Genomic DNA, 23,582 nt, shown 5'->3' with positions numbered 1-23,582 from the left:
ATCTGCGCCGACCCGCAGACCCTGTGGGAGCTGGCTTGCCAGCGATGAGGCCAGCAACTTCAACATTGATGTCAGCTGACACACCGCTATCGCTGGCAAGCCAGCTCCCACAGGTTTATCAGTCGGCTGTCAAAATCTGCGCACAGCTGACCACCGTCGCATACTCCCCATCCAGATTCCCCAGCGACATCCCGTGCACTTCTTCAGCCGTACGCAATGTGCCGAAATAATCGGCCTTGTCGAAGGTAAAGCACGCATCCTCCGCTACCCAAGCGTCGAAACCCAGATTGCCCGCTGTGCGCGCGGTTGATTCAACCGAGTTATGGGTCGCCACGCCGACAATGATCAATTGCCCGATCCCCGCCTCGCGCAAGCGCCCTTCCAGTCCGGTCGCGCAAAACGCATCGGGTACCTGTTTCTGGATCAGCCATTCGCCGTCCTGCGGCAAAAACCGCGGCTGGAACTCGACTCCATCCTGCTCGGGCCAGAACACCGAATCCGGCGAGCGCGACAGGTGCTGTACGTGAATGACCGGCCGTCCGGTGTGGCGCCACAGCGCCAGCAACTCCAGCATTCGCTCTTCGGCGTGAGGGTTATTCCGCCGTCCAAGGCGCGGATGCAAAATGCCTTTCTGTTGATCAATGATGATCAGCGCAGCGCTGGCCTCGAGCTCCATGGCGTTTTTTTCTCCTGCAAGGTCTTGGGATTTTTCCGTAGTTCAACATCAGCGGTTTGCGACAGGCAACTGCCAACCCTCCGACCGGCCAGCCGACAACTGCACAAATAACCACTTGCCCCGCTTGCGCGGCTCTCGCGCGCTCACTAACGTAGCGGCTTTATTGCGCCCCCAGCCTTATACCCCCGCAGGAGCTTCGCCATGGCCTCGCCAGCCCTCACACATTTTCTTCCCCGGTTCGGCGTTGCCGCAGCAGTGGCCGGTGTCTTGAGCCTGTCCGGTTGCCAGACCTGGAACGCTCAGGACAGCCTGCCGCCGACCTCCGGCGTGCAACCGCTCAAGGGCCTGGCGCAGAACGTTTCGGTGCGCCGCAATGCCATGGGCATGCCGTTGATCGAGAGCAACACGTTCCACGATGCCCTGTTCAGCCTCGGCTATGTGCACGCCAGTGACCGCATCAATCAGATGGTCACCCTGCGCCTGCTGGCTCAGGGTCGTCTGGCGGAAATGTCTGGCGCGTCGATGCTCGATGCCGACCGCTACATGCGTGCGGTCAATCTGAAGAAAAGCGCCGGCGAGTTGTACAAGGCTTCGTCGCCACGTCTCAAGCGTTTCTTTGAAGTCTATGCGCGGGGCGTCAACGCCTACCTGTTCCGCTATGCCGACAAGTTGCCGGGCGACCTCGCCGCCAGCGGTTACAAGCCCGAATACTGGAAACCGGAAGATTCGGCGCTGATTTTTGCGCTGTTGAATTTCAGCCAGTCGGCCAACCTGCCAGAAGAAATCTCCTCGTTGGTGCTCGCGCAAACCGTGACCACCGACAAACTCGCCTGGCTGACACCCTCCGCCCCCGACGAGAACCTGCCGCTGGCCGAAGCCGACAAGCTGCAAGGCCTGAAACTCACTGGGCAGATTCCGGGCCTGACCGAGCTGAGCAACGCCAGCCAGCAACTGTCGGCACTGAACCTGCTGGGCGCGTCATCTTCGAACAACTGGGCGATTGCCCCGCAACGCAGCCGCAGCGGGAAAAGCCTGCTCGCCAGCGATGCCCATGGGCCGCTGGCCGCGCCGTCGCTGTGGAATTTCGTGCAGATTCGTGCGCCGAAATATCAGGCAGCGGGTGTCACCGTCGCCGGTTTGCCAATCGTCCTCGGCGGCTTCAACGGCAAAGTTGCCTGGAGCACCACCAGCGTGCTCGGCGATAACCAGGACCTGTTCCTGGAAAAAGTCCGCCGTCAGGGCAACAGCCTCAGCTATGAGGTCAATGGCAAATGGCAGCCGCTGACAGTGCGCAACGAAACCTACTTCGTCAAAGGTCAGCGGCCGATTCGCGAAGCGGTGTACGAAACCCGTCACGGTGCGCTGCTCAACAGCGCCCAAGTGGCGCAGGGCAGTGGTTTCGGCCTGGCCTTGCAAACGCCGGGTTTCACCGACGACAAATCGCTGGATGCATTCTTCGATCTGACCCGCGCGCAGACCGTTGAACGCGCCTCGGACGCCAGCCGCGAAATCCGCGCCATCACTCTGAATCTGGTGTTCGCCGACGCGAGCAATATCGGTTGGCAGGTCACCGGACGCTTCCCCAACCGCCGCGAAGGCGAAGGCTTGCTGCCGTCGCCGGGCTGGGACGGTCGCTTTGACTGGGATGGTTACGCCGACCCGATGCTGCATCCGTACGATCAAGATCCGGCACAAGGCTGGCTCGGCACCGCCAACCAGCGCGTCATCCCCGACGGTTACGGCATGCAACTGTCGAAATCCTGGGCGGCGCCGGAGCGCGGCGAACGCTTGGCCGAACTGGCTGGTAGCGGCAAGCATGACGGTCGCAGCGTGATCGCCATGCAATACGATCAGACCACCACGTTCGCCGCCAAGTTGAAGAAAATGTTCGAGGCGCCGGGCATGAAACAGCCATTGAAACAAGCCATCGATGGCCTGCCGGAGGCTGATCGCAGCAAGGCCCGCGAGGCGTTTACCCGATTGATGGCATTCGACGGCAAGCTCAGCCCGACCTCGGCAGATGCGGCGATTTATGAGTTGTTCCTGCAGGAAAGCATGAAGCAAATCTTCCTCGACGAACTGGGCCCCGAGTCCAGTGCGGCGTGGAAAGCTTTTGTTGCCAGCGGCGATTTTTCCTATGCGGCGCAGGCCGACCACTTGCTGGGCCGAGAGGACAGCCCGTTCTGGGATGACCTGCGCACGCCGCAGAAGGAAGACAAAGCGGTGATCCTCGCTCGCAGCCTCGCGGCGGCAATCAGCGCGGGCGACAGTCAACTGGGCGCTGACCGCCGCGGCTGGCAGTGGGGCAAACTTCACGGCTACCAATGGAAGAATGCCGCAGGACAGAATGTTCGCGGGCCGCTGGCTGCGGGCGGTGACCACACCACCCTGAACACCGCGGCGTTCGCCTGGGGCCAGGATTTCGTCACCACGCGTGCGCCGTCGATGCGTTTTATCGTCGACTTCGGCCAGAGCGAGCCGTTGATGGGGCAAAACGGCACGGGACAGTCGGGCAACCCCATGAGCCCGAATTATCTCAACGGGATCGATGCGTGGCTGAAGGGGCAGTACATCGGTTTGCCGATGCAGCCGCAGAATTTTGATCGGGTGTATGGCAAGACCCGATTGACCCTGACACCGGGTAAGTAACCGCAAGATCAAAAGATCGCAGCCTTCGGCAGCTCCTGCACAGATGAATGTAGGAGCTGCCGAAGGCTGCGATCTTTTGCTTTCAAATCTGCGAAAACCCGATAGAACTTCCGGCTCAGCGCCAGCCTCATAACTGACAAGCCCTCCATTCAGGTAACGACATGGACCTTGTTATCGCGCGTCCCGAAGGTTTGTATTGCCCCGCGGGGGATTTCTATATCGATCCCTGGCGCCCGGTCGAGCGCTCGGTGATCACTCATGCCCACGGCGATCACGCACGCACTGGCAACCAGCAATACTTGTCGAGCAGCGCCAGCGAAGGGATTCTGCGCGCGCGACTCGGTCAGGACATCAACCTGCAGACCCTCGCCTATGGCCAGCGCCTGATCCACCACGGCGTCACCTTGAGTTTTCATCCGGCCGGCCACGTGCTCGGCTCGGCGCAGGTGCGTCTCGAGTATGGCGGCGAAGTCTGGGTCGCGTCTGGCGATTACAAGATCGAGCCGGATGGCACCTGCGCGGCGTTCGAACCGGTGCGCTGCCACACGTTCATCACCGAATCGACGTTCGGCCTGCCGATCTATCGCTGGCAGCCACAGGCGCAAATGTTTGCCGAGATCAATCAGTGGTGGTCGGAAAATATCGCCGCCGGCAAGGCCAGCGTGCTGTTCTGCTATTCGTTCGGCAAGGCCCAGCGGATTCTCCATGGCATCGATGAAACCCTTGGCCCGATCCTCAGCCACGGCGCGGTCGAGCCGCTGAATCGTGTGTATCGCGAGGCTGGCGTGTACTTGCCACCAACTCTCTACGCCGGCGACGTCGCCAAAAATGATCCGATGATGCGCCAAGCGCTGGTCATCGCCCCGCCCTCGGCTGGCGGCAGCAGCTGGATGCGCCGCTTCGGTGACTACAGCGACGCTTTCGCCAGCGGCTGGATGCGCTTGCGCGGCACTCGCCGCAGACGCGGGGTGGATCGCGGTTTCGTACTGTCCGATCACGCCGACTGGCCCGGCCTGTTATGGGCAATCAACCAGACCGGCGCCGAACGGGTGATGGTCACCCACGGCTCGATTGGCGTTCTGGTGCGTCATCTGCGCGAACAGGGCCTCGATGCCCAGGGTTTCACTACCGAATACGGTGACGACGAAGAAGACAACATCGCCACCGAGCCCACCGCTGCCGAGACGTCTGCATGAAAGCCTTCGCCGATCTCTATGCCGAACTAGACGCCACCACCTCGAGCAACGCCAAACTGGCGGCAATGCAGGCTTATTTCGCCATGGCGGCGCCAGAGGATGCTGCGTGGGCGGTGTATTTCCTCTCGGGTGGCCGGCCGCGGCAATTGGTGCCGGTGCGCGTGCTGCGTGAGGTCGCGGTCGAGGTTTCCGGGCTGGAACCCTGGTTGTTCGAGGAAAGCTATCAAGCCGTAGGCGATCTGGCAGAGACAATTTCCCTTGTGCTGCCGGAAAACTCTCACAGTTCGGAGGCCGGCCTGGCCACGTGGATAGAGGAAAAATTGCTGCCGTTGCGCGGCGAAACCCCGGATTATCTGGCGCGACAATTACCAGCGCTGTGGGCGCAACTGGACCGGCCCAGCCTGATGCTGTGCATCAAGCTGATTACCGGCAGCTTTCGCGTTGGCGTGTCGAAATTACTCGTGACGCGGGCTTTGGCTTCGATGGCCGGGCTCGACAGCAAACGCGTCGCGCAACGACTGGTGGGCTATACCGATCTGTCGAACCGACCTGACGCGGCGAGTTATCTGAAACTGATCGCTGCCGAATCCGCCGATGAACACGCCCAGCGCGGTGGGCAGCCGTACCCGTTCTTCCTGGCCCACGCGTTGTCGCAACCGGTAGAGGAATTCGACACTCTGATCGGGCCTGCCAGTGACTGGCAGATCGAATGGAAGTGGGATGGCATTCGCGCGCAAGTGGTCAAGCGCGACGGGCGTTTGTGGGTATGGTCGCGCGGTGAAGAACTGGTCACCGAGCGTTTTCCCGAACTCGATGTGCTGGTTCACGGATTGCCCGACGGCACGGTGATCGATGGCGAAATCGTCGTCTGGAAAAGCACCCATCCCACCACCGAAGATGCCTTCAATCCGCAATCGAGCGAACCACCGGCAGTGCAGCCGTTCGCCCTGCTGCAGCAACGCATCGGGCGCAAAACCCTCGACCGGAAAATTCTCGAAGACGTGCCGGTGGTCGTGCTCGCCTATGACCTGCTGGAGTGGCAGGGTGAGGACTGGCGCAACCAGCCGCAGGTCAAGCGGCGTGCGCAGCTGGAACAGGTGATCGCGCGTTGCAACAGCCCGGTGTTGCTGCAGTCACCGGTGCTGACCGGCACGGACTGGCTCGACCTCGCCCGTCAGCGCGAAGCCTCACGCAAACTCGGCGTCGAGGGCATGATGCTCAAGGCGCGGGATTCGTTGTATGGCGTCGGCCGAACCAAGGACATGGGCGTGTGGTGGAAGTGGAAGGTCGATCCGTTCAGCGTCGACGCCGTGTTGATTTACGCCCAGCGCGGCCACGGTCGGCGCGCCAGTCTGTACAGCGATTACACCTTTGCCGTGTGGGACGGGCCGCCGGAATCCAGTCAACGCTCGTTGGTGCCGTTCGCCAAAGCCTACTCGGGGCTGACGGACGAGGAAATGCGCCAGGTGGACAGCATTGTGCGCAAAACCACGATAGAGAAATTCGGCCCGGTGAGCAGTGTGACGCCGAGTCTGGTATTTGAGCTGGGCTTTGAAGGCATCGCGTTGTCCCGGCGGCACAAAAGCGGCATCGCCGTGCGCTTTCCACGGATGCTGCGCTGGCGCAAGGACAAGACCGTGGAAGAAGCCGACAGCCTGGCCACTTTGCAGGATCTGCTGGCCTGACCCGCTCTCGAAGCTGCACGTAAATCCTGTGGCAAGGGAGCTTGCTCCCGCTGGAGGGCGAAGCACTCCCCGGCGTTTTCCCTTAGAAACTCAAGTTGCAGGCTTGCGCCTGCTGCGCAGTCGAGCGGGAGCAAGCTCCCTCGCCACAGGAATCCTCTCACCACAGTTTTCACCTGCCCTGCGCTGCGCATTTGATCCGAAACGGTGCATCGATATGGCGATGCCCATTTTCGGGCATGCAATCCCCCTTGCCTCTGCCCGCCCAACCTTTTAAAACACTTGTTCGGGACTCTGGTTCGGAAATTGCTACTTTCTATAGGTCGTAAGCGTTGCAGTAACAATAATTCTGCGCCACAAGCGCTCATATTGGTTCTTAGGGATTGAATAATGAAAAAAGCATTGCTGACCCTTTCTGCACTGGCGTTGTGCATGGCCGCTGGCTCCGCGCTGGCCAAGGAATACAAAGAGCTGCGCTTCGGCGTTGACCCTTCGTATGCACCGTTCGAGTCGAAAGCGGCCGACGGCAGCCTGGTGGGCTTCGACATCGACCTGGGCAACGCGATCTGCGCCGAGCTGAAGGTCAAGTGCAAGTGGGTCGAAAGCGATTTCGACGGCATGATTCCGGGCCTCAAGGCCAACAAATTCGACGGTGTTATCTCGTCGATGACCGTGACCCCGGCCCGCGAGAAAGTCATCGACTTCTCCAACGAGCTGTTTTCAGGCCCTACCGCTTACGTGTTCAAAAAGGGCTCTGGGATCACCGAAGACGTCGCTTCGCTGAAGGGCAAAACCGTGGGTTACGAGCAAGGCACCATTCAGGAAGCCTACGCCAAAGCCGTATTGGACAAGGCCGGCGTGAAAACCCAGGCCTATCAGAACCAGGATCAGGTGTATTCCGACCTGACATCCGGCCGTCTCGATGCCGGTATTCAAGACATGCTGCAAGCCGAACTGGGCTTTCTGAAGTCGCCAAAAGGCGCTGATTACCAAATCAGCGAGCCAGTCGACAGCGAATTGCTGCCAGCAAAAACCGCTATCGGTATCAAGAAAGGTAACACTGAGCTGAAAGCACTTTTGGATAAAGGTATCAAAGCGTTACACGACGACGGCAAATACGCCGAGATTCAAAAGAAACACTTTGGCGATCTGAATCTGTACAGCGGCAAATAATGCCCCGGCGCCCATCCTCGATGGGCGCCTTTTCCATCCGCTCAGGTTGCTGATTTATGTTTGAAACCCTCCTGCAAAATCTGGGGCTTGCCTCGTTCAGCCTGCAAGGCTTCGGCCCGCTGTTGCTGCAAGGCACCTGGATGACCATCAAATTATCGGCGCTGTCGCTGCTGGTGGCCGTATTACTCGGCCTGCTCGGCGCCAGCGCCAAACTGTCGAAAATAAAACTGGTGCGCCTGCCGGCCCAGCTCTACACCACACTGATTCGCGGCGTGCCGGATCTGGTCCTGATGCTGTTGATCTTCTACAGCCTGCAGACTTGGCTGACCTCCCTCACCGATTACATGGAATGGGAATACATCGAGATCAATCCGTTCAGTGCCGGGGTGCTGACGCTGGGCTTCATATATGGCGCGTATTTCACCGAGACGTTTCGCGGCGCGATCCTCGCCGTGCCGCGTGGTCAGGTCGAAGCGGCCACGGCCTACGGTCTCAAGCGCGGCCAGCGTTTCCGTTTCGTGGTGTTCCCGCAAATGATGCGCTTCGCCCTGCCGGGCATCGGCAATAACTGGATGGTGATGCTCAAGGCCACTGCGCTGGTATCGATCATCGGCTTGGCCGATCTGGTCAAAGCGGCGCAGGACGCCGGTAAAAGCACTTATCAACTGTTTTACTTTCTGGTGCTTGCCGCGTTGATCTATCTGCTGATCACCAGCGCCTCGAACTTCATTCTGCGCTGGCTCGAACGCCGTTATGCCGCCGGTTCCCGGGAGGCCGTACGATGATCGAGCTCCTGCAGGAATACTGGCGCGCCTTCCTTTATACCGACGGCCAGAACATCACCGGGCTGGCCATGACCATGTGGCTGCTGAGCGCATCGATCTGCATCGGTTTTATCGTCTCGATTCCGCTGTCCATCGCCCGCGTTTCGCCGCGCTTCTACATTCGCTGGCCGGTGCAGTTCTATACCTACCTGTTCCGTGGCACGCCGTTGTATATCCAGTTGCTGATCTGCTACACCGGGATCTACAGCCTTGCCGCCGTACGTGAGCAGCCGCTGCTCGACAGTTTCTTTCGCGATGCGATGAACTGCACCATCCTCGCCTTTGCCTTGAACACCTGCGCCTACACCACGGAGATTTTCGCCGGGGCGATTCGCAGCATGAACCACGGCGAAGTCGAAGCCGCCAAGGCCTATGGCCTGACCGGCTGGAAACTCTATGCCTATGTGATCATGCCGTCGGCACTGCGCCGTTCATTGCCGTATTACAGCAACGAAGTGATCCTGATGCTGCACTCGACCACCGTGGCCTTCACCGCGACCATCCCCGATATTCTGAAAGTCGCGCGGGATGCCAACTCGGCAACCTTCCTGACGTTCCAGTCGTTCGGCATCGCCGCGCTGATTTACCTGACCATCACCTTTGCACTGGTCGGCCTGTTCCGTCTCGCCGAACGCCGATGGCTGGCCTTCCTCGGCCCGACTCACTAGGACAACACCGCAAATGCGCCACCTGATTCATGACCTGCTGGCCCCACTGCCGGGGACCGCACGACAGATCCACAGCTTTCACTTCGGCCCGGAGCAGGCCAAGGGCAAGGTCTACATCCAGTCCTCGCTGCATGCCGATGAACTGCCCGGCATGCTCGTCGCCTGGCATCTCAAGCAACGCCTGGCCGAGCTGGAAGCCGCCGGCCGCCTGCGCAGCGAAATCGTATTGGTGCCGGTGGCCAATCCGGTCGGCCTCGAACAAGTGCTGATGGACGTGCCGCTGGGCCGCTACGAGCTGGAGAGCGGACAAAACTTCAACCGCTGGTTCGTCGATCTCAGTGAAGAAATCGGCAATGCCATCGAGGGCAAGCTCAGCGACGACCCGCATCACAACCTTGAGCTGATCCGCGCTCAGCTGCGCAATGCCCTCGCCCGCCAGACCGCGACCACGCAACTGCAGTCCCAGCGCCTGATCCTGCAACGCCTGGCCTGCGATGCCGACATGGTGCTGGACTTGCACTGCGACTTCGAATCGGTGGTGCACCTTTACACCACGCCCGAAGCGTGGCCGCAGGTCGAGCCATTGGCGCGTTACCTCGAAGCGCAGGCGAGTCTGCTGACCACCGACTCCGGCGGCCAGTCATTCGACGAATGCTTCACCCTGCTGTGGTGGCAATTGCGCGAGCGGTTCGGCGAACAGTTCGAGATTCCGCAGGGGAGTTTTTCGGTGACCGTCGAATTGCGCGGCCAGGGTGACGTCAATCACCCACTGGCCAGCCGCGATTGCCAGGCGTTGATCGACTATCTGATTCAGTCTGACGCGATTGTCGGCGAGACCAAACCGCAGCCGCCACTGCCGCGCCCCGCCACGCCGCTGGCGGGCGTAGAACCGGTGACCACTCCGGTCGGCGGGCTGCTGGTGTACACCGCCGCAGCAGGGCAATACCTCGAAGCCGGTCAGCAGATCGCCGAAATCATCGACCCGATCCACGACCGGGTCACCCCCATTCATTGCACCGCCGCCGGCCTGCTCTACGCCCGCTCGTTGCGGCGCATGGCCACCGCCGGCATGGTCATCGCCCACGTCGCGGGCGCCGAAGCCTATCGCAGCGGCTACCTACTTTCGCCTTGAGGATGCTCGTCCCATGTACAAACTGACCGTTGAAGGCCTGCACAAAAGCTATGGCGATCATCAGGTGCTTCGAGGCGTTTCGCTCAAAGCCAAGACCGGCGACGTGATCAGCCTGATCGGCGCCAGCGGCTCGGGCAAAAGTACCTTTTTGCGCTGCATCAATTTTCTCGAACAACCGAATTACGGCGCCATGAGCCTCGATGGCCAGGCGATCCGCATGGTCACCGACCGTCACGGCATGCACGTGGCCGACGCCGATGAACTGCAACGCCTGCGCACGCGCTTGGCGATGGTCTTCCAGCATTTCAACCTGTGGAGTCACATGACGGTGCTGGAAAACATCACCATGGCGCCACGCCGGGTGCTGGGTTGCAGCAAACAGGAGGCTGACGACCGCGCCCGGCGTTATCTGGACAAAGTCGGTCTGCCGGCGCGGGTCGCCGATCAGTACCCGGCCTTCCTGTCCGGCGGCCAGCAACAGCGCGTAGCGATTGCCCGGGCACTGGCGATGGAGCCGGAGGTGATGCTGTTCGATGAACCGACTTCAGCGCTCGATCCGGAGTTGGTCGGGGAAGTGTTGAAGGTGATCCAGGGGCTGGCCGAGGAAGGCCGGACAATGATCATGGTGACGCATGAGATGAGCTTTGCACGCAAGGTGTCCAGCCAGGTGCTGTTCCTGCATCAAGGCCTGGTTGAAGAAGAAGGCTCCCCCGAAGAAGTGCTTGGCAATCCCAAGAGTGAACGCCTGAAGCAGTTCCTCAGCGGCAACCTGAAATAACACAATGCCCCTGTAGGAGCTGCCGAAGGCTGCGATCCTTTGATTTTGCTTTTTAAAGACAAGATCAAAAGATCGCAGCCTGCGGCAGCTCCTACACAGGTGCCGTGTTGTTTTAAACCTTTGGTCTGTCGCTGTGGTCTCTGAAACAACACCTCCAGAGCGCACGCAGCCGGCATGGCGAAATCCCCCGACTTTGCAAAAACCTGGTTCAGCGCCCGCGAGTGGAAGCCCTTCGCCTTTCAGAAAGAGGTGTGGGCTGCGGTAAAAAACGGCAAATCAGGGCTGCTGCATGCCAGCACCGGTGCCGGTAAAACCTACGCGGTATGGTTCGCTGCCCTCAATCGTTTCGCCAAAACCCGGCCTGTCGATGCGCCGCCACGCAAACGCAAGGCACCGGCCGAACCGTTGACAGTGCTGTGGATCACGCCAATGCGCGCCCTCGCCGCCGACACCGCACGCGCCTTGCAACGCCCGGTCGATGACTTGCAGATTCCGTGGAGCATCGGTCTGCGCACCGGCGACACCAGCAGCAGCGAACGCGCCCGGCAAGGCCGACGCCTGCCGACCACGCTCATCACCACCCCGGAAAGCCTGACCTTGCTCTTGGCCCGTGCCGATGCTCGCACCGCGCTGTCGACCTTGCGCATGATCGTCGTCGATGAATGGCACGAATTGCTCGGTAACAAACGCGGCGTGCAACTGCAATTGGCACTGGCACGCCTGCGGCACTGGCAATCCGAGCTGATCGTCTGGGGCGTATCCGCCACCCTCGGTAATCAATCCCACGCCGAGCAAGTGCTGATCCCACAGGGCGGCAGCATCAGCGTTCAGGGCCAAAACGAAAAATCGCTGAAGGTTGATACCCTGCTCCCACCGACCATCGAGCGTTTTCCGTGGGCCGGGCATATCGGTCTGAAGATGCTGCCGCAGGTCGTCGCCGAGCTCGACGCCTGCGCCAGCACGCTGGTGTTCACCAACACTCGGGCGCAGTCGGAAATCTGGTATCAGGCCTTGCTCGAAGCCCGCCCGGACTGGGCCGGACTGATCGCGCTGCATCACAGCTCACTGTCGCGAGATACCCGCGACTGGGTGGAGCAAGCGTTGAAAGACGGCCACCTGAAAGCCGTGGTCTGCACGTCCAGCCTGGATTTGGGCGTGGATTTTTTGCCGGTGGAGCGCGTCCTGCAAATCGGCTCCGCGAAGGGTGTCGCGCGTTTGATGCAACGTGCCGGACGCTCGGGACACGCGCCGGGGCGCACTTCGCGGGTGACTCTGGTGCCGACCCACAGTCTTGAGCTGGTCGAGGCCGTTGCCGCGCGGGATGCCGTCGAACAGCGGCGCATCGAACCGCGGCAGTCACCGCACAAGCCACTGGACGTGCTGGTGCAGCATCTGGTCAGCATGGCGCTGGGCGGCGGATTTGTTCCCGAGAATCTGTACGAAGAAGTCCGTGGCGCCTGGGCCTATCGTGACCTCACGCCGGCTGACTGGGCCTGGGCGCTGGCTTTCGTACGCCATGGTGGAATGTCGCTGACAGCCTATCCGGATTATCGCCGCGTCGAACCGGACGAGCACGGCGTCTGGCGCGTCCCGGATGCGCGCCTGGCGCGGCGGCACCGCATGAGCATCGGCACCATCGTCAGCGATGCGAGCATCAACCTGAAATTCTGGAGCAAGGGAGGCGGCGGCAAACAGTTGGGCAGTGTCGAAGAAGGCTTCATCGCGCGGCTTAAACCGGGCGACGGCTTTCTGTTTGCCGGCCGTCTGCGGGAATTGGTGCGGGTGGAAAACATGACTGCCTATGTCAAACGCAGCACCACGAAAAAAGCCGCCGTGCCGCGCTGGAATGGCGGGCGCATGCCGCTATCCAACGAGTTGGCCGAAGCGGTGGTCACGCGCTTCAGCGCCGCCGCTGACGGTGAGTTCACTGGTCCGGAAATGCAGGCGCTGCGCCCGCTGCTGGAGACACAGATGCGCTGGTCTGGCCTGCCCACCACAAAGAACCTGTTGGCCGAGGTGCTGAAATCTCGCGAAGGCTGGCACTTGTTCCTCTATCCGTTTGCCGGGCGGCAAGTGCATCTGGGCCTGGCGAGCCTGTTGGCGTGGCGCGTCAGTCAGCGCCAGCCAGTGACCTTCTCGATCGCGGTCAACGATTATGGTCTGGAGTTGCTCAGCGCCACGCCGGTGGATTGGGCAACCCATCTGAATAGGTCGCTGTTCAATGCCGAAGATTTGTTGCTCGACGTGCTGGCCAGCCTCAACGCCGGTGAACTGGCATTGCGCCGCTTTCGTGAAATTGCGCGGATTGCCGGCCTGGTGTTTGCCGGATATCCGGGCGCACCAAAAAGCACTCGACAAGTGCAAGCTTCGAGCGGTTTGTTCTTTGAAGTGTTCAAGCAATATGACGCCGAGAACCTGCTGCTGGCGCAGGCCGGGGAAGAAGTCCTACGCGAAGAATTGGATATTCGCCGCTTGGAGCAGACATTGGAACGCATCAATCAGATGAAACTCGACGTGCATCAGGTTAAACGGCCTACGCCGCTGGGTTTTCCGCTGCTGGTGGAGCGGATGCGCGAGAGTATGAGTTCGGAAAAACTGGCTGACAGGATCAGAAGAATGGTCGGTGACCTGGAAAAAACCGCTGATAACGGAAAATCGTCGTGAGTGCGGCGTATCCGGTGCGTCTGGCGGGTGAAGAGCTCTGGTTGCTGCCGGAGAAAGCGCTGTATTGGCCCGCGCAAGAGGCGCTGCTGATTGCCGACGTGCACTTCGGCAAAGCGGCGGCTTATCGCAGCCTCGGTCAGCCGGTGCCGCAGGGCACGACGTCAGCCAACATTGCGCTGATCGACCAATTGCTGGCGAAACTGCCCTGCCGGCAACTCATATTCCTCGGCGACTTCCTTCACGGCCCCGGTTCGCATGCTGCGGGCACACTCAATGCGTTAGCCGGGTGGCGCAGCCGCCACGCCGACCTGCCGATGACGCTGATTCGCGGTAATCACGACAAGCGCGCCGGCGACCCACCCGCCTCGCTGAACATCCGCGTGGTGCCCGAGCCCATGCTGCTCGGGCCGTTTGCCCTGCAGCACGAGCCGGATCCACATCCCGAGCGCCACGTACTCGCGGGCCACGTACACCCGGTCTATCACTTATACGGTAAGGGACGGCAGCGATTGCGCCTGGCGTGTTTCCGGCTCGGCGAGCGAATCAGCCTGATGCCGGCGTTCGGCGCGTTTACCGGCGGCTACGCCGTCGAGCAGGACAACACGTGCAGGATCTTTGTCATCGGCGACAACGAAGTGTGGCCAGTCAACTGAGATTGACTGGCCACAAGTGCAGCGAAATCAGGCGACAGGGGCCGGTGGCGGCTCATCCGGAAGGGTCGGCTCGCCCGGCTCGGTCGGTTGTTCATTGGGAGTATCGGGATCGGGCTGCCCAGGCACGCCGCCCGCCAGGCTCAAAGACGGATTCGCCAACAAGGACCAGGCCATTACGCCTATCTGATTGGGCTCAAGCCTTGCCAGCTCGGCAGTGATTTGCGGATTGATCTTCATAGGGCACTCCTCGGTGAAGGCCCGCATTTGCGCAAACAAAAACGGGCAGTACACCTCATAGAGTGTCTGCCCGCCAAAGAATTCCCGGGATCCGCCGGACGGATACCTCAGGTGCGCGGCAGTGTCACGCCGCGCTGCCCTTGGTATTTGCCGCCACGGTCCTTGTAGGACACTTCGCATTCCTCGTCGGATTCGAGGAACAGCATCTGTGCGACGCCTTCGTTGGCGTAGATTTTCGCCGGCAGGTTGGTCGTGTTCGAGAACTCCAGCGTCACGTGGCCTTCCCACTCGGGCTCAAGCGGTGTGACGTTGACGATGATGCCGCAGCGCGCGTAGGTGCTCTTGCCCAGGCAGATGGTCAATACGTTGCGCGGGATGCGGAAGTATTCGACGGTACTGGCGAGTGCGAAGGAGTTCGGCGGGATGATGCAGACGTCGCTGTGAATGTCGACGAAGCTGCCGGCGTCGAAGTTTTTCGGGTCGACGATGGCGGAATTGATATTGGTGAACACTTTGAAGTGGTTGGTGCAACGCACGTCGTAGCCGTAGCTCGACACACCATAGGAGATCACCCGGCTGTCATCGCTGCCGCGCACCTGGCGCTCGACGAACGGTTCGATCATGCCGTGTTCCTGCGCCATGCGGCGAATCCACTTGTCCGATTTGATGCTCATGGCGGGGTTGTCCTGAATAGCGAGGTGGAAAAATTCTGTCCGGCATCTTACCGGGCGCATCGCCTCCTTCAAAGTGCGCAACGCAATTCTCGGCGAACACCCCGTATTTACGCGGTGTGGCGACGAACCGTCGCACCGCCGATCCCTAAAACACAGAAACCTTTGCAAGAAGCATTGGCACGTTCCGGAAAAAGAGTTAAGGTGGCGCCACTGTGCTGCTTGTGTCACTGAGAATCTCTACACGATATGTTGAATTTCGATCCAACCATCTACAAGAATTTTTCCTGCTCTTTGCACTCAGTCTCGGCCAGGGTTCTTCCTGAGTCGCAGTTATCTTTGTTCAAGGAGTTACACCATGTCTAATCGCCAAACCGGTACCGTTAAGTGGTTCAACGATGAAAAAGGCTTCGGCTTCATCACTCCACAATCCGGTGACGACCTGTTCGTTCACTTCAAAGCTATCCAATCCGACGGCTTCAAAAGCCTGAAAGAAGGCCAACAGGTTTCTTTCATCGCTACCCGCGGTCAGAAAGGCATGCAAGCTGAAGAAGTACAAGTTATCTAACTTGTAGCTTCTTTAGAAAAGAGCCCCGCCCTTAAAAGCGGGGCTTTTTTGTGGGCGCCTGTTTTTTCATGGCGCGAAAAAAAGATCGCAGCCTTCGGCAGCTCCTACAGGATGTACATCAATCCTCTGTAGGAGCTGCCGCAGGCTGCGATCTTTTTGCTCTGGCCTTTACCAGGCCACGCCAAACCCTGCGGTATAACGGGTCTTGTTCAAATCCGCATCGTTGGTGCCACTGATGATATCGCGCTCGGCCTTAAGGTTAAGCGAAGCCCAGTCCGTGACCTTGTAGCGCAACCCCAATTCAGCATCCAGTGCGTAATCGGCAACACCCGACAACGGCTTGCCGACTTCGCCGTTGGTGAAGAACTCGACTTTCTTGCCGATCAGATAGCGGTTGTAATCCCACTTCATGGCCACGGAATAGAAGTTGTCCTTGCTGCCATCGCGATACTCGTAGTCGGTGCGGTTGAGCAGCGAGCCCAGCGAGAAAGCGCCAAGTTCATCGTCCCAGAACTGGTAACCCGGACCGGTACCGACCACACGCTGGCGGGCCAGCTCTTCGATGTGATCGCGTTTGTAGTTGATGCGCCCTTGCCAGAACCACTGATCGGTGAGGAAGCGGTCGAGGGAGTATTCGGCGCGCCAGTTGTTGGTCGTGGTTTCGGCATCCTGGACTTCGCGGTTGTACTCGCCCTCGGCGGTATGCCGCCAGCGACCATGCCGTGCGGAGGTCTTGAAGCCAACGTCGTAATCGTCGGTGTCTTTTTCGGCGCGCTGATAGTCCAGCGCCATATCGACGTTGCCCTTCCACACCAGGTCGGTGACGATCGGCTTGGGCTTGAGGATCTGCTGAATGCTGGCCAGCTCAACGGTCTTCGGCGCCTCGCCGTTGGCCAGGGTCACCTTGCCGTCGTCCGCCGCCGTGAGCGACTTCGACACTTCGCCGGCGTAGGCATCCTGCTTTACCAGCAGGTGCTGATCGCTGTCCAGCGTCTTGACCTCTTTCCAGTCGATCGAGACTGCGCCAGCGTATTTGGTCTGGATCAACAGCTTGCCGCCATCGAACACGGTAATGGTGCCGCTCAACTTGTCACCGTTCTTCAACCAGACGGTGTCGGCAAGCAAGGGCGTGGACGCGCTGAAAACAGCAAGGCACAGCAAAGTTCTGGGCAACATAAGCGAATTTAGGCTCAAATTTGCGAGAAAAGGTCGGCATTATCCGTAGGAATAAACCTCTGACAAGCACTGACCGGACGAATCCCGATGAGTTCATTTCTCAACTGCGCAGCGACGGGCTACCCTGAACGCGCTTATTTCGCCCATGTTGAGGAACTACGCCCGTGACAGACCGGATCCATGCAGATGACAGCGAAGCGCAAATCCGACGCACGGCGCTCTACTCGACCCTGGCACAAGTGCCCGAAGGCAAAGTGGTCAGTTACGGTCAGCTGGCGGAACTTGCCGGGCTGGGCCGCGCCGCCCGCTGGGTCGGCCGCACCCTGAGCCAATTGCCCGGTGATACGAAGTTGCCGTGGCATCGCGTGCTCGGCGCCGGCGGCCGGATCAGCTTGCCAACGGGCAGCGCATCGGGCGACGAACAACGTGCACGACTGCGCATGGAAGGCATTACCATCCTGAACAATCGTGTGGATATTCAGCGTCATGGCTGGCGCCCGGTAGAGCACAGCGGTTAGAGTGCGCGCTTTGTTTTCGCAATTTTGAGGCAGACTTCAGCCCATGCCCCGTAAAACCTGGCGCGCCGCGCTCGCCGCCTATGCCAGTCCTTCGACGCTCGTGCTGTTGTTGCTCGGTTTCGCTGCCGGCCTGCCGTACATGCTGGTGTTTTCAACGTTGTCGGTATGGCTGCGTGAGGCCGGTGTCGCCCGCGAAACCATCGGTTACGCCAGCCTTATCGGCCTGGCCTACGCGTTCAAATGGGTCTGGTCGCCGCTGCTCGACCAATGGCGCCTGCCCTTGCTGGGCAAGCTCGGCCGACGCCGCTCGTGGTTGGTGCTGTCGCAAGCGCTGGTGATTCTCGGCCTGATCGGCATGGGCTTCTGCGATCCGCAAAAGCACTTGTCCTGGCTGATCGCCATCGCCGTCGTCGTCGCCTTCGCCTCCGCCACTCAGGACATTGCGGTCGACGCCTATCGCCTGGAAATCGCCGACGACAGCCGCCAGGCCGCCCTCGCCGCCAGCTATATGTCCGGTTACCGTGTCGCGGCCCTGCTCGCCACCGCCGGGGCGTTGTTCTTCGCTGAAGGTTTCGGCTCCACCGGTTTCAACTACAAGCACGCAGCGTGGACCGGCACTTACGTGCTGTTCGGTGCATTGATGGTGCCCGCGCTGCTGACGACGCTGTTCATGCGCGAACCGCCGGTGCCGCTGCGCACGCAGTTGCAAGCAGGTCGCTACACGTTCATGCATCAATTGATGTCGGTGTTCGTGCTGATCGTATTGCTGGTGTCAGTGCCGGCCATGTTCACCCAACTGTACAACACCGACTTCGCCGGCGTGCTGTTCGGCGACATGAGTCCGCTGGATCTGCTGCTCGAGGACCGCGCCTTCCTGCGCGCTATCCTCTACACCCTCCTCACCGGCCTGTGTCTCTCAGCCATGGGTCGGCGCGGGCTGGCGCCGGTGCTGACGCCGGTCAATGACTTCATTCTGCGCTACCGCTGGCAGGCATTGCTGCTGCTCGGCCTGATCGCCACCTATCGCATGTCCGACACGGTGATGGGCGTGATGGCCAACGTTTTCTACATCGACCAAGGCTTTACCAAGGATCAGATCGCCAGCGTCAGCAAGATTTTCGGGCTGATCATGACCCTCGTCGGTGCCGGCATGGGTGGACTGTTGATCGTGCGTTTCGGCATCCTGCCGATTCTGTTTATCGGCGGCGTCGCTTCGGCGGCGACCAACCTGCTGTTCGTGATGCTCGCGGACATGGGCGCAAACCTGCAAATGCTGGTGGTGACCATTTCCCTTGATAACTTCAGTTCCGGCCTCGCCACCTCGGCCTTCGTTGCCTACCTGTCGAGCCTGACCAACCTGAAGTTCTCGGCCACGCAGTACGCGTTGCTCAGCTCGATCATGCTCCTGCTGCCACGCTTGATGGGCGGCTATTCCGGAGTCCTGGTAGAGAAGTTCGGCTATCACAGTTTCTTCCTGATCACCGCGCTGCTTGGCGTGCCGACCCTGCTGTTGATCGCCCTGCACTGGTTTCAGGAAAGCCGCCGCGCAGGCCCGACACCTACTCCAGAGCCAGCGCCGACGTCTGCCGTCGAAGAATCGTAAGACGTTTCGCCAACGGCGGGAGGAATCCCGCCGTCGTGCTGCCCCACCGACCGCACGCCTGTACGTCGGCAACACTCGCCGGTACACTGCTGCGTCATTTCCAGTCATAGCAACCGACAACGGCCAACCATGCGCACCAGTCAATTTTTGCTCGCCACACAGAAAGAAACGCCTTCCGATGCGGTCGTGATCAGCCATCAGTTGATGCTGCGCGCCGGCATGATCCGCAAACTCGCCTCGGGCCTGTACACCTGGCTGCCCATGGGCCTGCGGGTCATGCGCAAGGTTGAAGCCATCGTTCGCGAAGAGATGAACGCTGCCGGCTCTCTGGAAGTGTTGATGCCGAGCACCCAACCGGCCGAATTGTGGCAGGAATCGGGGCGCTGGGAAGAATACGGCCCTGAGCTGCTGCGCATCAAAGACCGCCACGGTCGTGATTTCTGCGCGGGCCCGACCCACGAAGAAGTGATCACCGATCTGATGCGCAACGAATTGAGCAGCTATAAACAGCTGCCAATCAACCTGTACCAGATCCAGACCAAATTCCGTGACGAAATCCGCCCACGCTTCGGTTTGATGCGCGGCCGCGAATTCATCATGAAGGACTCGTACTCCTTCCACGCCGACCAGGCGTCGCTGCAGGTCACCTATGACCGTATGCACGAAGCCTATTGCAACATTTTTACGCGTCTGGGCCTGAAATTCCGTCCGGTAGAAGCCGACAACGGTTCGATCGGCGGCGCCGGCTCCCATGAATTCCACGTGCTGGCCGAGTCCGGCGAAGACGATATCGTCTTCAGCAACGGCTCCGACTACGCCGCAAACATCGAAAAAGCCGAAGCCGTGCCACGCGAAACCTCGCGTCCTGCACCGACCGAAGAGCTGCGTCTGGTCGACACTCCAGACACCAAAACCATCGCGGCGCTGGTGGAAAAATTCAATCTGCCGATTGAAAAGACCATCAAGACCCTGATCGTGCGCGCCGAAGAAGAAGGCAAGCTGATCGCGCTGGTGATTCGTGGCGATCACGAGCTGAACGAAATCAAGGCTGCGAACCAGCCTGGCGTGGCCAGCCCGCTGGTCATGGCCACCGATGCCGAACTGCGTGACGCGATTGGCGCCGGCGCCGGTTCGCTCGGCCCGCTGAACCTGCCGCTGCCGATCATCATCGACCGTTCGGTCGAGATGATGAGCGACTTCGGCATCGGCGCGAACATCGACGACAAGCATTACTTCGGCGTGAACTGGGAGCGTGATCTGCCAGTTCCGACCGTTGCTGACCTGCGCAATGTCGTCGCTGGCGACCCAAGCCCGGATGGCAAAGGCACTCTGGAAATCAAGCGCGGCATCGAAGTCGGGCACATCTTCCAGCTGGGCAACAAGTACAGCAAAGCGATGAAGTGCGAAGTGCTGGGCGAGAACGGCAAGCCAGTCACCCTTGAAATGGGTTGCTACGGCATCGGCGTATCCCGCGTGGTGGCTGCGGCAATTGAGCAGGGCAACGACGCCAACGGCATCATCTGGAGCGACACCCTCGCGCCTTTCCAGATCGCATTGGTACCGCTGCGCTATGAAACCGAGCAGGTGCGCGAAGCCACCGACAAGCTGTACGCCGAATTGACGGCGGCCGGTTTCGAAGTGCTGCTGGACGATCGCGACAAGAAAACCAGCCCGGGCATCAAGTTTGCGGACATGGAGCTGATCGGCATTCCACACCGGATCGTGGTCAGCGACCGCGGCCTCGCCGAAGGCAACGTGGAATACAAGAGTCGTACCGAAGGCGAGGCGCAAGCATTGCCGGTCGCCGATGTACTGTCTTTCCTGCAGGCCCGTATCCGCCGCTGAAACCAGATAGAGACGTCATGTTCAAGCGAAACACCTTAGGCCTCGGTGGCACCGCCCTGTGCGGTGCCCTGCTGGTCAGCGGCTGTGCCAATCAAATGTCACAACGCAGCGAGCACGAAGAGCGGGTCGAGCGAAAGCTGCTCGACCACAGCCTGCAGATTGATGTCGGTGAGCCCAAGGTGCTTGAGCTGCCGCAACGTCGCGTGAAGATCAACGAACAGAAGACTTTCGAAGTCACCGAGTTCGAGGTCACCCGGCGTTACGACCGTTACACACCTTACCAACCCTGGCGCGAAGCTTACGAGATTCCGCTTGGCGCTGTGGCTGTGGTCGGCGGTGTTGGCGCGAACGTGGTCAATGTGTTTGCGTTGGGCAGCCTGCCCGACAGCGTGACCAAGGACTGGTTGAGCTACGGTTTTGCCGGGCTAAACCCGTTCATGAACGTGCAGTCCAACGGCCGTGCGCAGCAAAACCTCGCCGGCATCGATGAAGTCCAGCGCGACAAGCGCACGGAGTATTCGAGCCTGCCGTGGAGCGAGCGACCGGTGCAGGTCAAGGCCGGCAAGCAGACGTTCGACATGACTACCGACCGCAATGGCGTGCTGCGCTTGAACTTGCTCGATAGTCCGTTTGCCGAACATGACCTCAATCATATCGGCCGTTTGCAAATCAGTGTCGAAGACGCCAAGGACGATGTGCATTCCGACTCGACCCTGATGCTCAGCGGCCACCTTCGCGACAAACTGCTGGAGGCGCATGGGCTGATTTATGACGATCTGGAAGATGACGAGGTGAGCCAGTGGGTGCACCGGGTCAAACGCCTGTCGGAACTGGGCCTGGAAGAAGAAGCCAGCGAACTCGAACAAAGCCTGATCGAACTGACGCGCAATGATCCTGAACTGCAGGCTGAATTTCTCAAGGCATTGACCAAGGACGCTGGGCGTTTAGTGGCTGATCCGGGACCGAACTGACGTCTATTAAAAGATCGCAGCCTGCGGCAGCTCCTACAGGGGATCGCATCCCAATGTAGGAGCTGCCGCAGGCTGCGATCTTTTGATTTTTAACTTTAGAACAACTCCATCTGCTCAAACCCGCCGCGCAAATCTTCCAGCCTCACCCCTACCCCCAACAACCGCACCGGTTTGCCGCCGCGATTGAATGCCTGCGTCAGCATCAACTGATAGCTGCCCAGGTCGCGCCCTGCCCCGGCCTGCTCCAATGTGGTCTGGGTGAAATCATGGAATTTCACTTTGACGAACGGCTTGCCCGGTCGATAACTGCTGTCGATTCGCGCCATGCGGGTTTTCAAAGTTTCCAGCAGCTCCGGCAACTTGTCCAGGCAACTGCGCAGATCGGGCAGATCGACGTCGTAGGTATTTTCCACACTGATCGACTGACGACGACTGTCGTTGTGTACCAGTCGGTCATCAATCCCACGGGCCAGATTCCACAAGCGCTCGCCGAAACTGCCGAATTCGCGCACCAACGCCAGCCGATCCCACTCGCGCAGGTGCTGGCAATCCACAATCCCCAGCTTGCCGAGCTTGTCAGCGGTGACCTTGCCGACGCCGTGCAACTTGCTTACGGGCAAACCGCTGACAAAATCTTCGACCTGATCCGGGGTGATCACGAACAAGCCATTGGGTTTCTTCCAGTCACTCGCGATCTTCGCCAGAAACTTGTTTGGTGCAACGCCAGCAGAAACGGTGATGTGCAATTGATTGGAGACGCGCCGGCGAATGTCCTGGGCGATGCGCGTGGCGCTGCCGCCGAAATGCGCGCTATCGGAGACATCGAGATAAGCCTCGTCCAGTGACAGCGGCTCGATCAGATCGGTGTAGTCAGTGAAGATGGTGTGTATCTCTTTGGATGCTTCACGGTACGCATCCATCCGCGGTTTAACGATGGTCAGGTCCGGACACAGTTTCAAGGCATGCCCAGAGGCCATCGCCGAGCGCACACCATAGGCGCGCGCTTCATAATTGCAGGTCGCAATAACCCCGCGCCGGTCCGCCGAACCGCCCACCGCCAACGGCTTGCCGGCCAGACGCGGGTCATCGCGCATTTCGATGGCGGCGTAGAAACAATCGCAGTCGATGTGGATGATTTTTCGCTGAGTCATGTCAGAAAAGGAAACGTGGCAAGCCGGATCGGCAGTATCTCACTGACACCTGTATATAGCACCAGTGGTCGAACGTTCTTTTCCGACCGTAGGAAATGTCGTATGAATTTGTTTTCTCAATCACGAATCAATGGTCAATAGAGCTGGAGGCCTTGCACCGCCTGCCCTGCACGCTAATCGACAGCGCCGAAAACGCGCTAAGCGATTGAAGCTGAACACTTTTATGCACATTGAAGGTTGACAGCCTCGCGATCCTCTGTAGAATGCCGACACACAGACGCGGGATGGAGCAGTCTGGTAGCTCGTCGGGCTCATAACCCGAAGGTCGTCGGTTCAAATCCGGCTCCCGCAACCAAACATCAAAAAAGGCTACTCGAAAGAGTGGCCTTTTTTGTGCGCGCTTGTTTTGTCAGCGACATCACTGCCAGGCCGATCCGCTAACAGGAATTCGTTGCACTTCCTTAAGTTAATGCAGCGCCTGCGACCGTTTGACGCGATTGCACACTTATTTGACCCTTTATGGGATTAGCGGTTGACACCTCGCCGTTCGCCTGTAGAATGCCGCCACACAGACGCGGGATGGAGCAGTCTGGTAGCTCGTCGGGCTCATAACCCGAAGGTCGTCGGTTCAAATCCGGCTCCCGCAACCAAACATCAAAAAAGGCTACTCGAAAGAGTGGCCTTTTTTGTATCTGTCGAAAAAGTCCTTTCGCAACAATGATCTGTCACTGTGCAGTGAACCGCTGG

20 protein-coding genes and 2 tRNA genes are annotated in these 23,582 nt (G+C 59.9%); 17 read left to right on the top strand and 5 right to left on the bottom strand.

Annotated features, from left to right (window positions below; all coding sequences use genetic code 11):
* Window positions 1-118: 118 nt before the first annotated feature.
* Window positions 119-676: a cysteine hydrolase family protein gene (locus tag EL257_RS06330; RefSeq protein WP_126360799.1), complete on the bottom strand. Its 558-nt coding sequence runs from the start codon at window positions 674-676 to the stop codon at window positions 119-121.
* A 201-nt stretch (window positions 677-877) separates the two neighbouring features.
* On the opposite strand from EL257_RS06330, the gene EL257_RS06325 reads away from it, so the two are divergent.
* The 10 genes from EL257_RS06325 (at window position 878) to pdeM (ending at window position 14,095) form a co-directional block, all read left to right on the top strand.
* Window positions 878-3,325 (top strand): penicillin acylase family protein, encoded by a 2,448-nt coding sequence (locus EL257_RS06325; protein WP_126360797.1) that lies wholly within the window; start codon window positions 878-880, stop codon window positions 3,323-3,325.
* A gap of 161 nt (window positions 3,326-3,486) precedes the next feature.
* Window positions 3,487-4,521 carry a ligase-associated DNA damage response exonuclease gene (locus EL257_RS06320; RefSeq protein ID WP_126360795.1) on the top strand — a complete coding sequence of 345 codons (1,035 nt, stop codon included), beginning with the start codon at window positions 3,487-3,489 and terminating at the stop codon, window positions 4,519-4,521.
* Window positions 4,518-6,206: an ATP-dependent DNA ligase gene (locus tag EL257_RS06315; protein WP_126360793.1), complete on the top strand. Its 1,689-nt coding sequence runs from the start codon at window positions 4,518-4,520 to the stop codon at window positions 6,204-6,206. The genes EL257_RS06320 and EL257_RS06315 overlap by 4 nt, the downstream gene beginning before the upstream one ends.
* Window positions 6,207-6,593: 387 nt before the next feature.
* The gene (locus EL257_RS06310) at window positions 6,594-7,376 is read left to right on the top strand and encodes a transporter substrate-binding domain-containing protein (protein ID WP_126360791.1); all 783 of its coding nucleotides are present in this window, start codon (window positions 6,594-6,596) and stop codon (window positions 7,374-7,376) included.
* A gap of 56 nt (window positions 7,377-7,432) precedes the next feature.
* On the top strand, window positions 7,433-8,161 hold the full coding sequence (locus tag EL257_RS06305) for an ABC transporter permease (protein ID WP_126360789.1): 729 nt from the start codon (window positions 7,433-7,435) through the stop codon (window positions 8,159-8,161).
* The gene (locus EL257_RS06300) at window positions 8,158-8,868 is read left to right on the top strand and encodes an ABC transporter permease (protein ID WP_126360787.1); all 711 of its coding nucleotides are present in this window, start codon (window positions 8,158-8,160) and stop codon (window positions 8,866-8,868) included. Before EL257_RS06305 ends, EL257_RS06300 begins: the two co-directional genes overlap by 4 nt.
* A 13-nt stretch (window positions 8,869-8,881) precedes the next feature.
* Window positions 8,882-10,000, top strand: coding sequence for a succinylglutamate desuccinylase/aspartoacylase family protein (locus tag EL257_RS06295; protein ID WP_126360785.1), 1,119 nt, complete (start codon window positions 8,882-8,884; stop codon window positions 9,998-10,000).
* Between the two features lie 13 nt (window positions 10,001-10,013).
* A complete protein-coding gene (locus tag EL257_RS06290) occupies window positions 10,014-10,778 on the top strand; it encodes an ABC transporter ATP-binding protein (RefSeq protein ID WP_126360783.1) in 765 nt (254 codons plus the stop codon).
* Window positions 10,779-10,952: 174 nt separating this feature from the next.
* Complete coding sequence (locus EL257_RS06280) at window positions 10,953-13,442, top strand: ligase-associated DNA damage response DEXH box helicase (protein WP_126360781.1); 2,490 nt, start codon at window positions 10,953-10,955, stop codon at window positions 13,440-13,442.
* Complete coding sequence (pdeM, locus tag EL257_RS06275; protein WP_126360779.1) at window positions 13,439-14,095, top strand: ligase-associated DNA damage response endonuclease PdeM; 657 nt, start codon at window positions 13,439-13,441, stop codon at window positions 14,093-14,095. The genes EL257_RS06280 and pdeM overlap by 4 nt, the downstream gene beginning before the upstream one ends.
* 27 nt (window positions 14,096-14,122) lie before the next feature.
* Here pdeM and EL257_RS06270 read toward each other — a convergent pair whose 3' ends face one another.
* On the bottom strand, window positions 14,123-14,332 hold the full coding sequence (locus EL257_RS06270) for a hypothetical protein (RefSeq protein WP_126360777.1): 210 nt from the start codon (window positions 14,330-14,332) through the stop codon (window positions 14,123-14,125).
* A gap of 107 nt (window positions 14,333-14,439) precedes the next feature.
* Window positions 14,440-15,006 carry a dCTP deaminase gene (gene dcd, locus EL257_RS06265; RefSeq protein WP_007904652.1) on the bottom strand — a complete coding sequence of 189 codons (567 nt, stop codon included), beginning with the start codon at window positions 15,004-15,006 and terminating at the stop codon, window positions 14,440-14,442.
* 355 nt (window positions 15,007-15,361) lie between these two features.
* Here dcd and EL257_RS06260 point away from each other — a divergent pair, with 355 nt between their 5' ends.
* The gene (locus EL257_RS06260) at window positions 15,362-15,571 is read left to right on the top strand and encodes a cold-shock protein (protein ID WP_002554837.1); all 210 of its coding nucleotides are present in this window, start codon (window positions 15,362-15,364) and stop codon (window positions 15,569-15,571) included.
* Between the two features lie 168 nt (window positions 15,572-15,739).
* Here the strand turns inward: EL257_RS06260 and EL257_RS06255 are convergent, their stop codons facing one another.
* Window positions 15,740-16,747: a DUF481 domain-containing protein gene (locus EL257_RS06255; RefSeq protein WP_126360775.1), complete on the bottom strand. Its 1,008-nt coding sequence runs from the start codon at window positions 16,745-16,747 to the stop codon at window positions 15,740-15,742.
* Between the two features lie 164 nt (window positions 16,748-16,911).
* On the opposite strand from EL257_RS06255, the gene EL257_RS06250 reads away from it, so the two are divergent.
* From EL257_RS06250 to EL257_RS06235, 4 genes are all read left to right on the top strand, one after another.
* Window positions 16,912-17,265, top strand: coding sequence for an MGMT family protein (locus EL257_RS06250; protein ID WP_126360773.1), 354 nt, complete (start codon window positions 16,912-16,914; stop codon window positions 17,263-17,265).
* Between the two features lie 43 nt (window positions 17,266-17,308).
* Window positions 17,309-18,868, top strand: coding sequence for an AmpG family muropeptide MFS transporter (locus EL257_RS06245; protein WP_126360771.1), 1,560 nt, complete (start codon window positions 17,309-17,311; stop codon window positions 18,866-18,868).
* Window positions 18,869-18,997: 129 nt separating this feature from the next.
* Window positions 18,998-20,713, top strand: a complete 1,716-nt coding sequence (locus tag EL257_RS06240) for a proline--tRNA ligase (RefSeq protein ID WP_126360769.1) — start codon at window positions 18,998-19,000, stop codon at window positions 20,711-20,713.
* 17 nt (window positions 20,714-20,730) lie between these two features.
* The gene (locus EL257_RS06235; RefSeq protein WP_126360767.1) at window positions 20,731-21,684 is read left to right on the top strand and encodes a hypothetical protein; all 954 of its coding nucleotides are present in this window, start codon (window positions 20,731-20,733) and stop codon (window positions 21,682-21,684) included.
* Between the two features lie 95 nt (window positions 21,685-21,779).
* Here the strand turns inward: EL257_RS06235 and dinB are convergent, their stop codons facing one another.
* Complete coding sequence (gene dinB, locus EL257_RS06230; RefSeq protein ID WP_126360765.1) at window positions 21,780-22,835, bottom strand: DNA polymerase IV; 1,056 nt, start codon at window positions 22,833-22,835, stop codon at window positions 21,780-21,782.
* A gap of 278 nt (window positions 22,836-23,113) precedes the next feature.
* Here dinB and EL257_RS06225 point away from each other — a divergent pair.
* Together EL257_RS06225 and EL257_RS06220 are read left to right on the top strand one after the other, a co-directional pair.
* Window positions 23,114-23,190: transfer RNA gene (locus EL257_RS06225), tRNA-Met, on the top strand.
* 218 nt (window positions 23,191-23,408) lie between these two features.
* Window positions 23,409-23,485, top strand: a tRNA-Met gene (locus tag EL257_RS06220).
* The last annotated feature ends 97 nt before the right edge of the window (window positions 23,486-23,582 follow it).

Origin of the sequence: Pseudomonas fluorescens, from assembly GCF_900636825.1 — a bacterium.
Lineage (GTDB): Bacteria > Pseudomonadota > Gammaproteobacteria > Pseudomonadales > Pseudomonadaceae > Aquipseudomonas > Aquipseudomonas fluorescens_BG.
The sequence above is the reverse complement of the archived record's forward strand: the minus strand, read 5'-3'. Positions and strand labels throughout refer to the sequence as shown.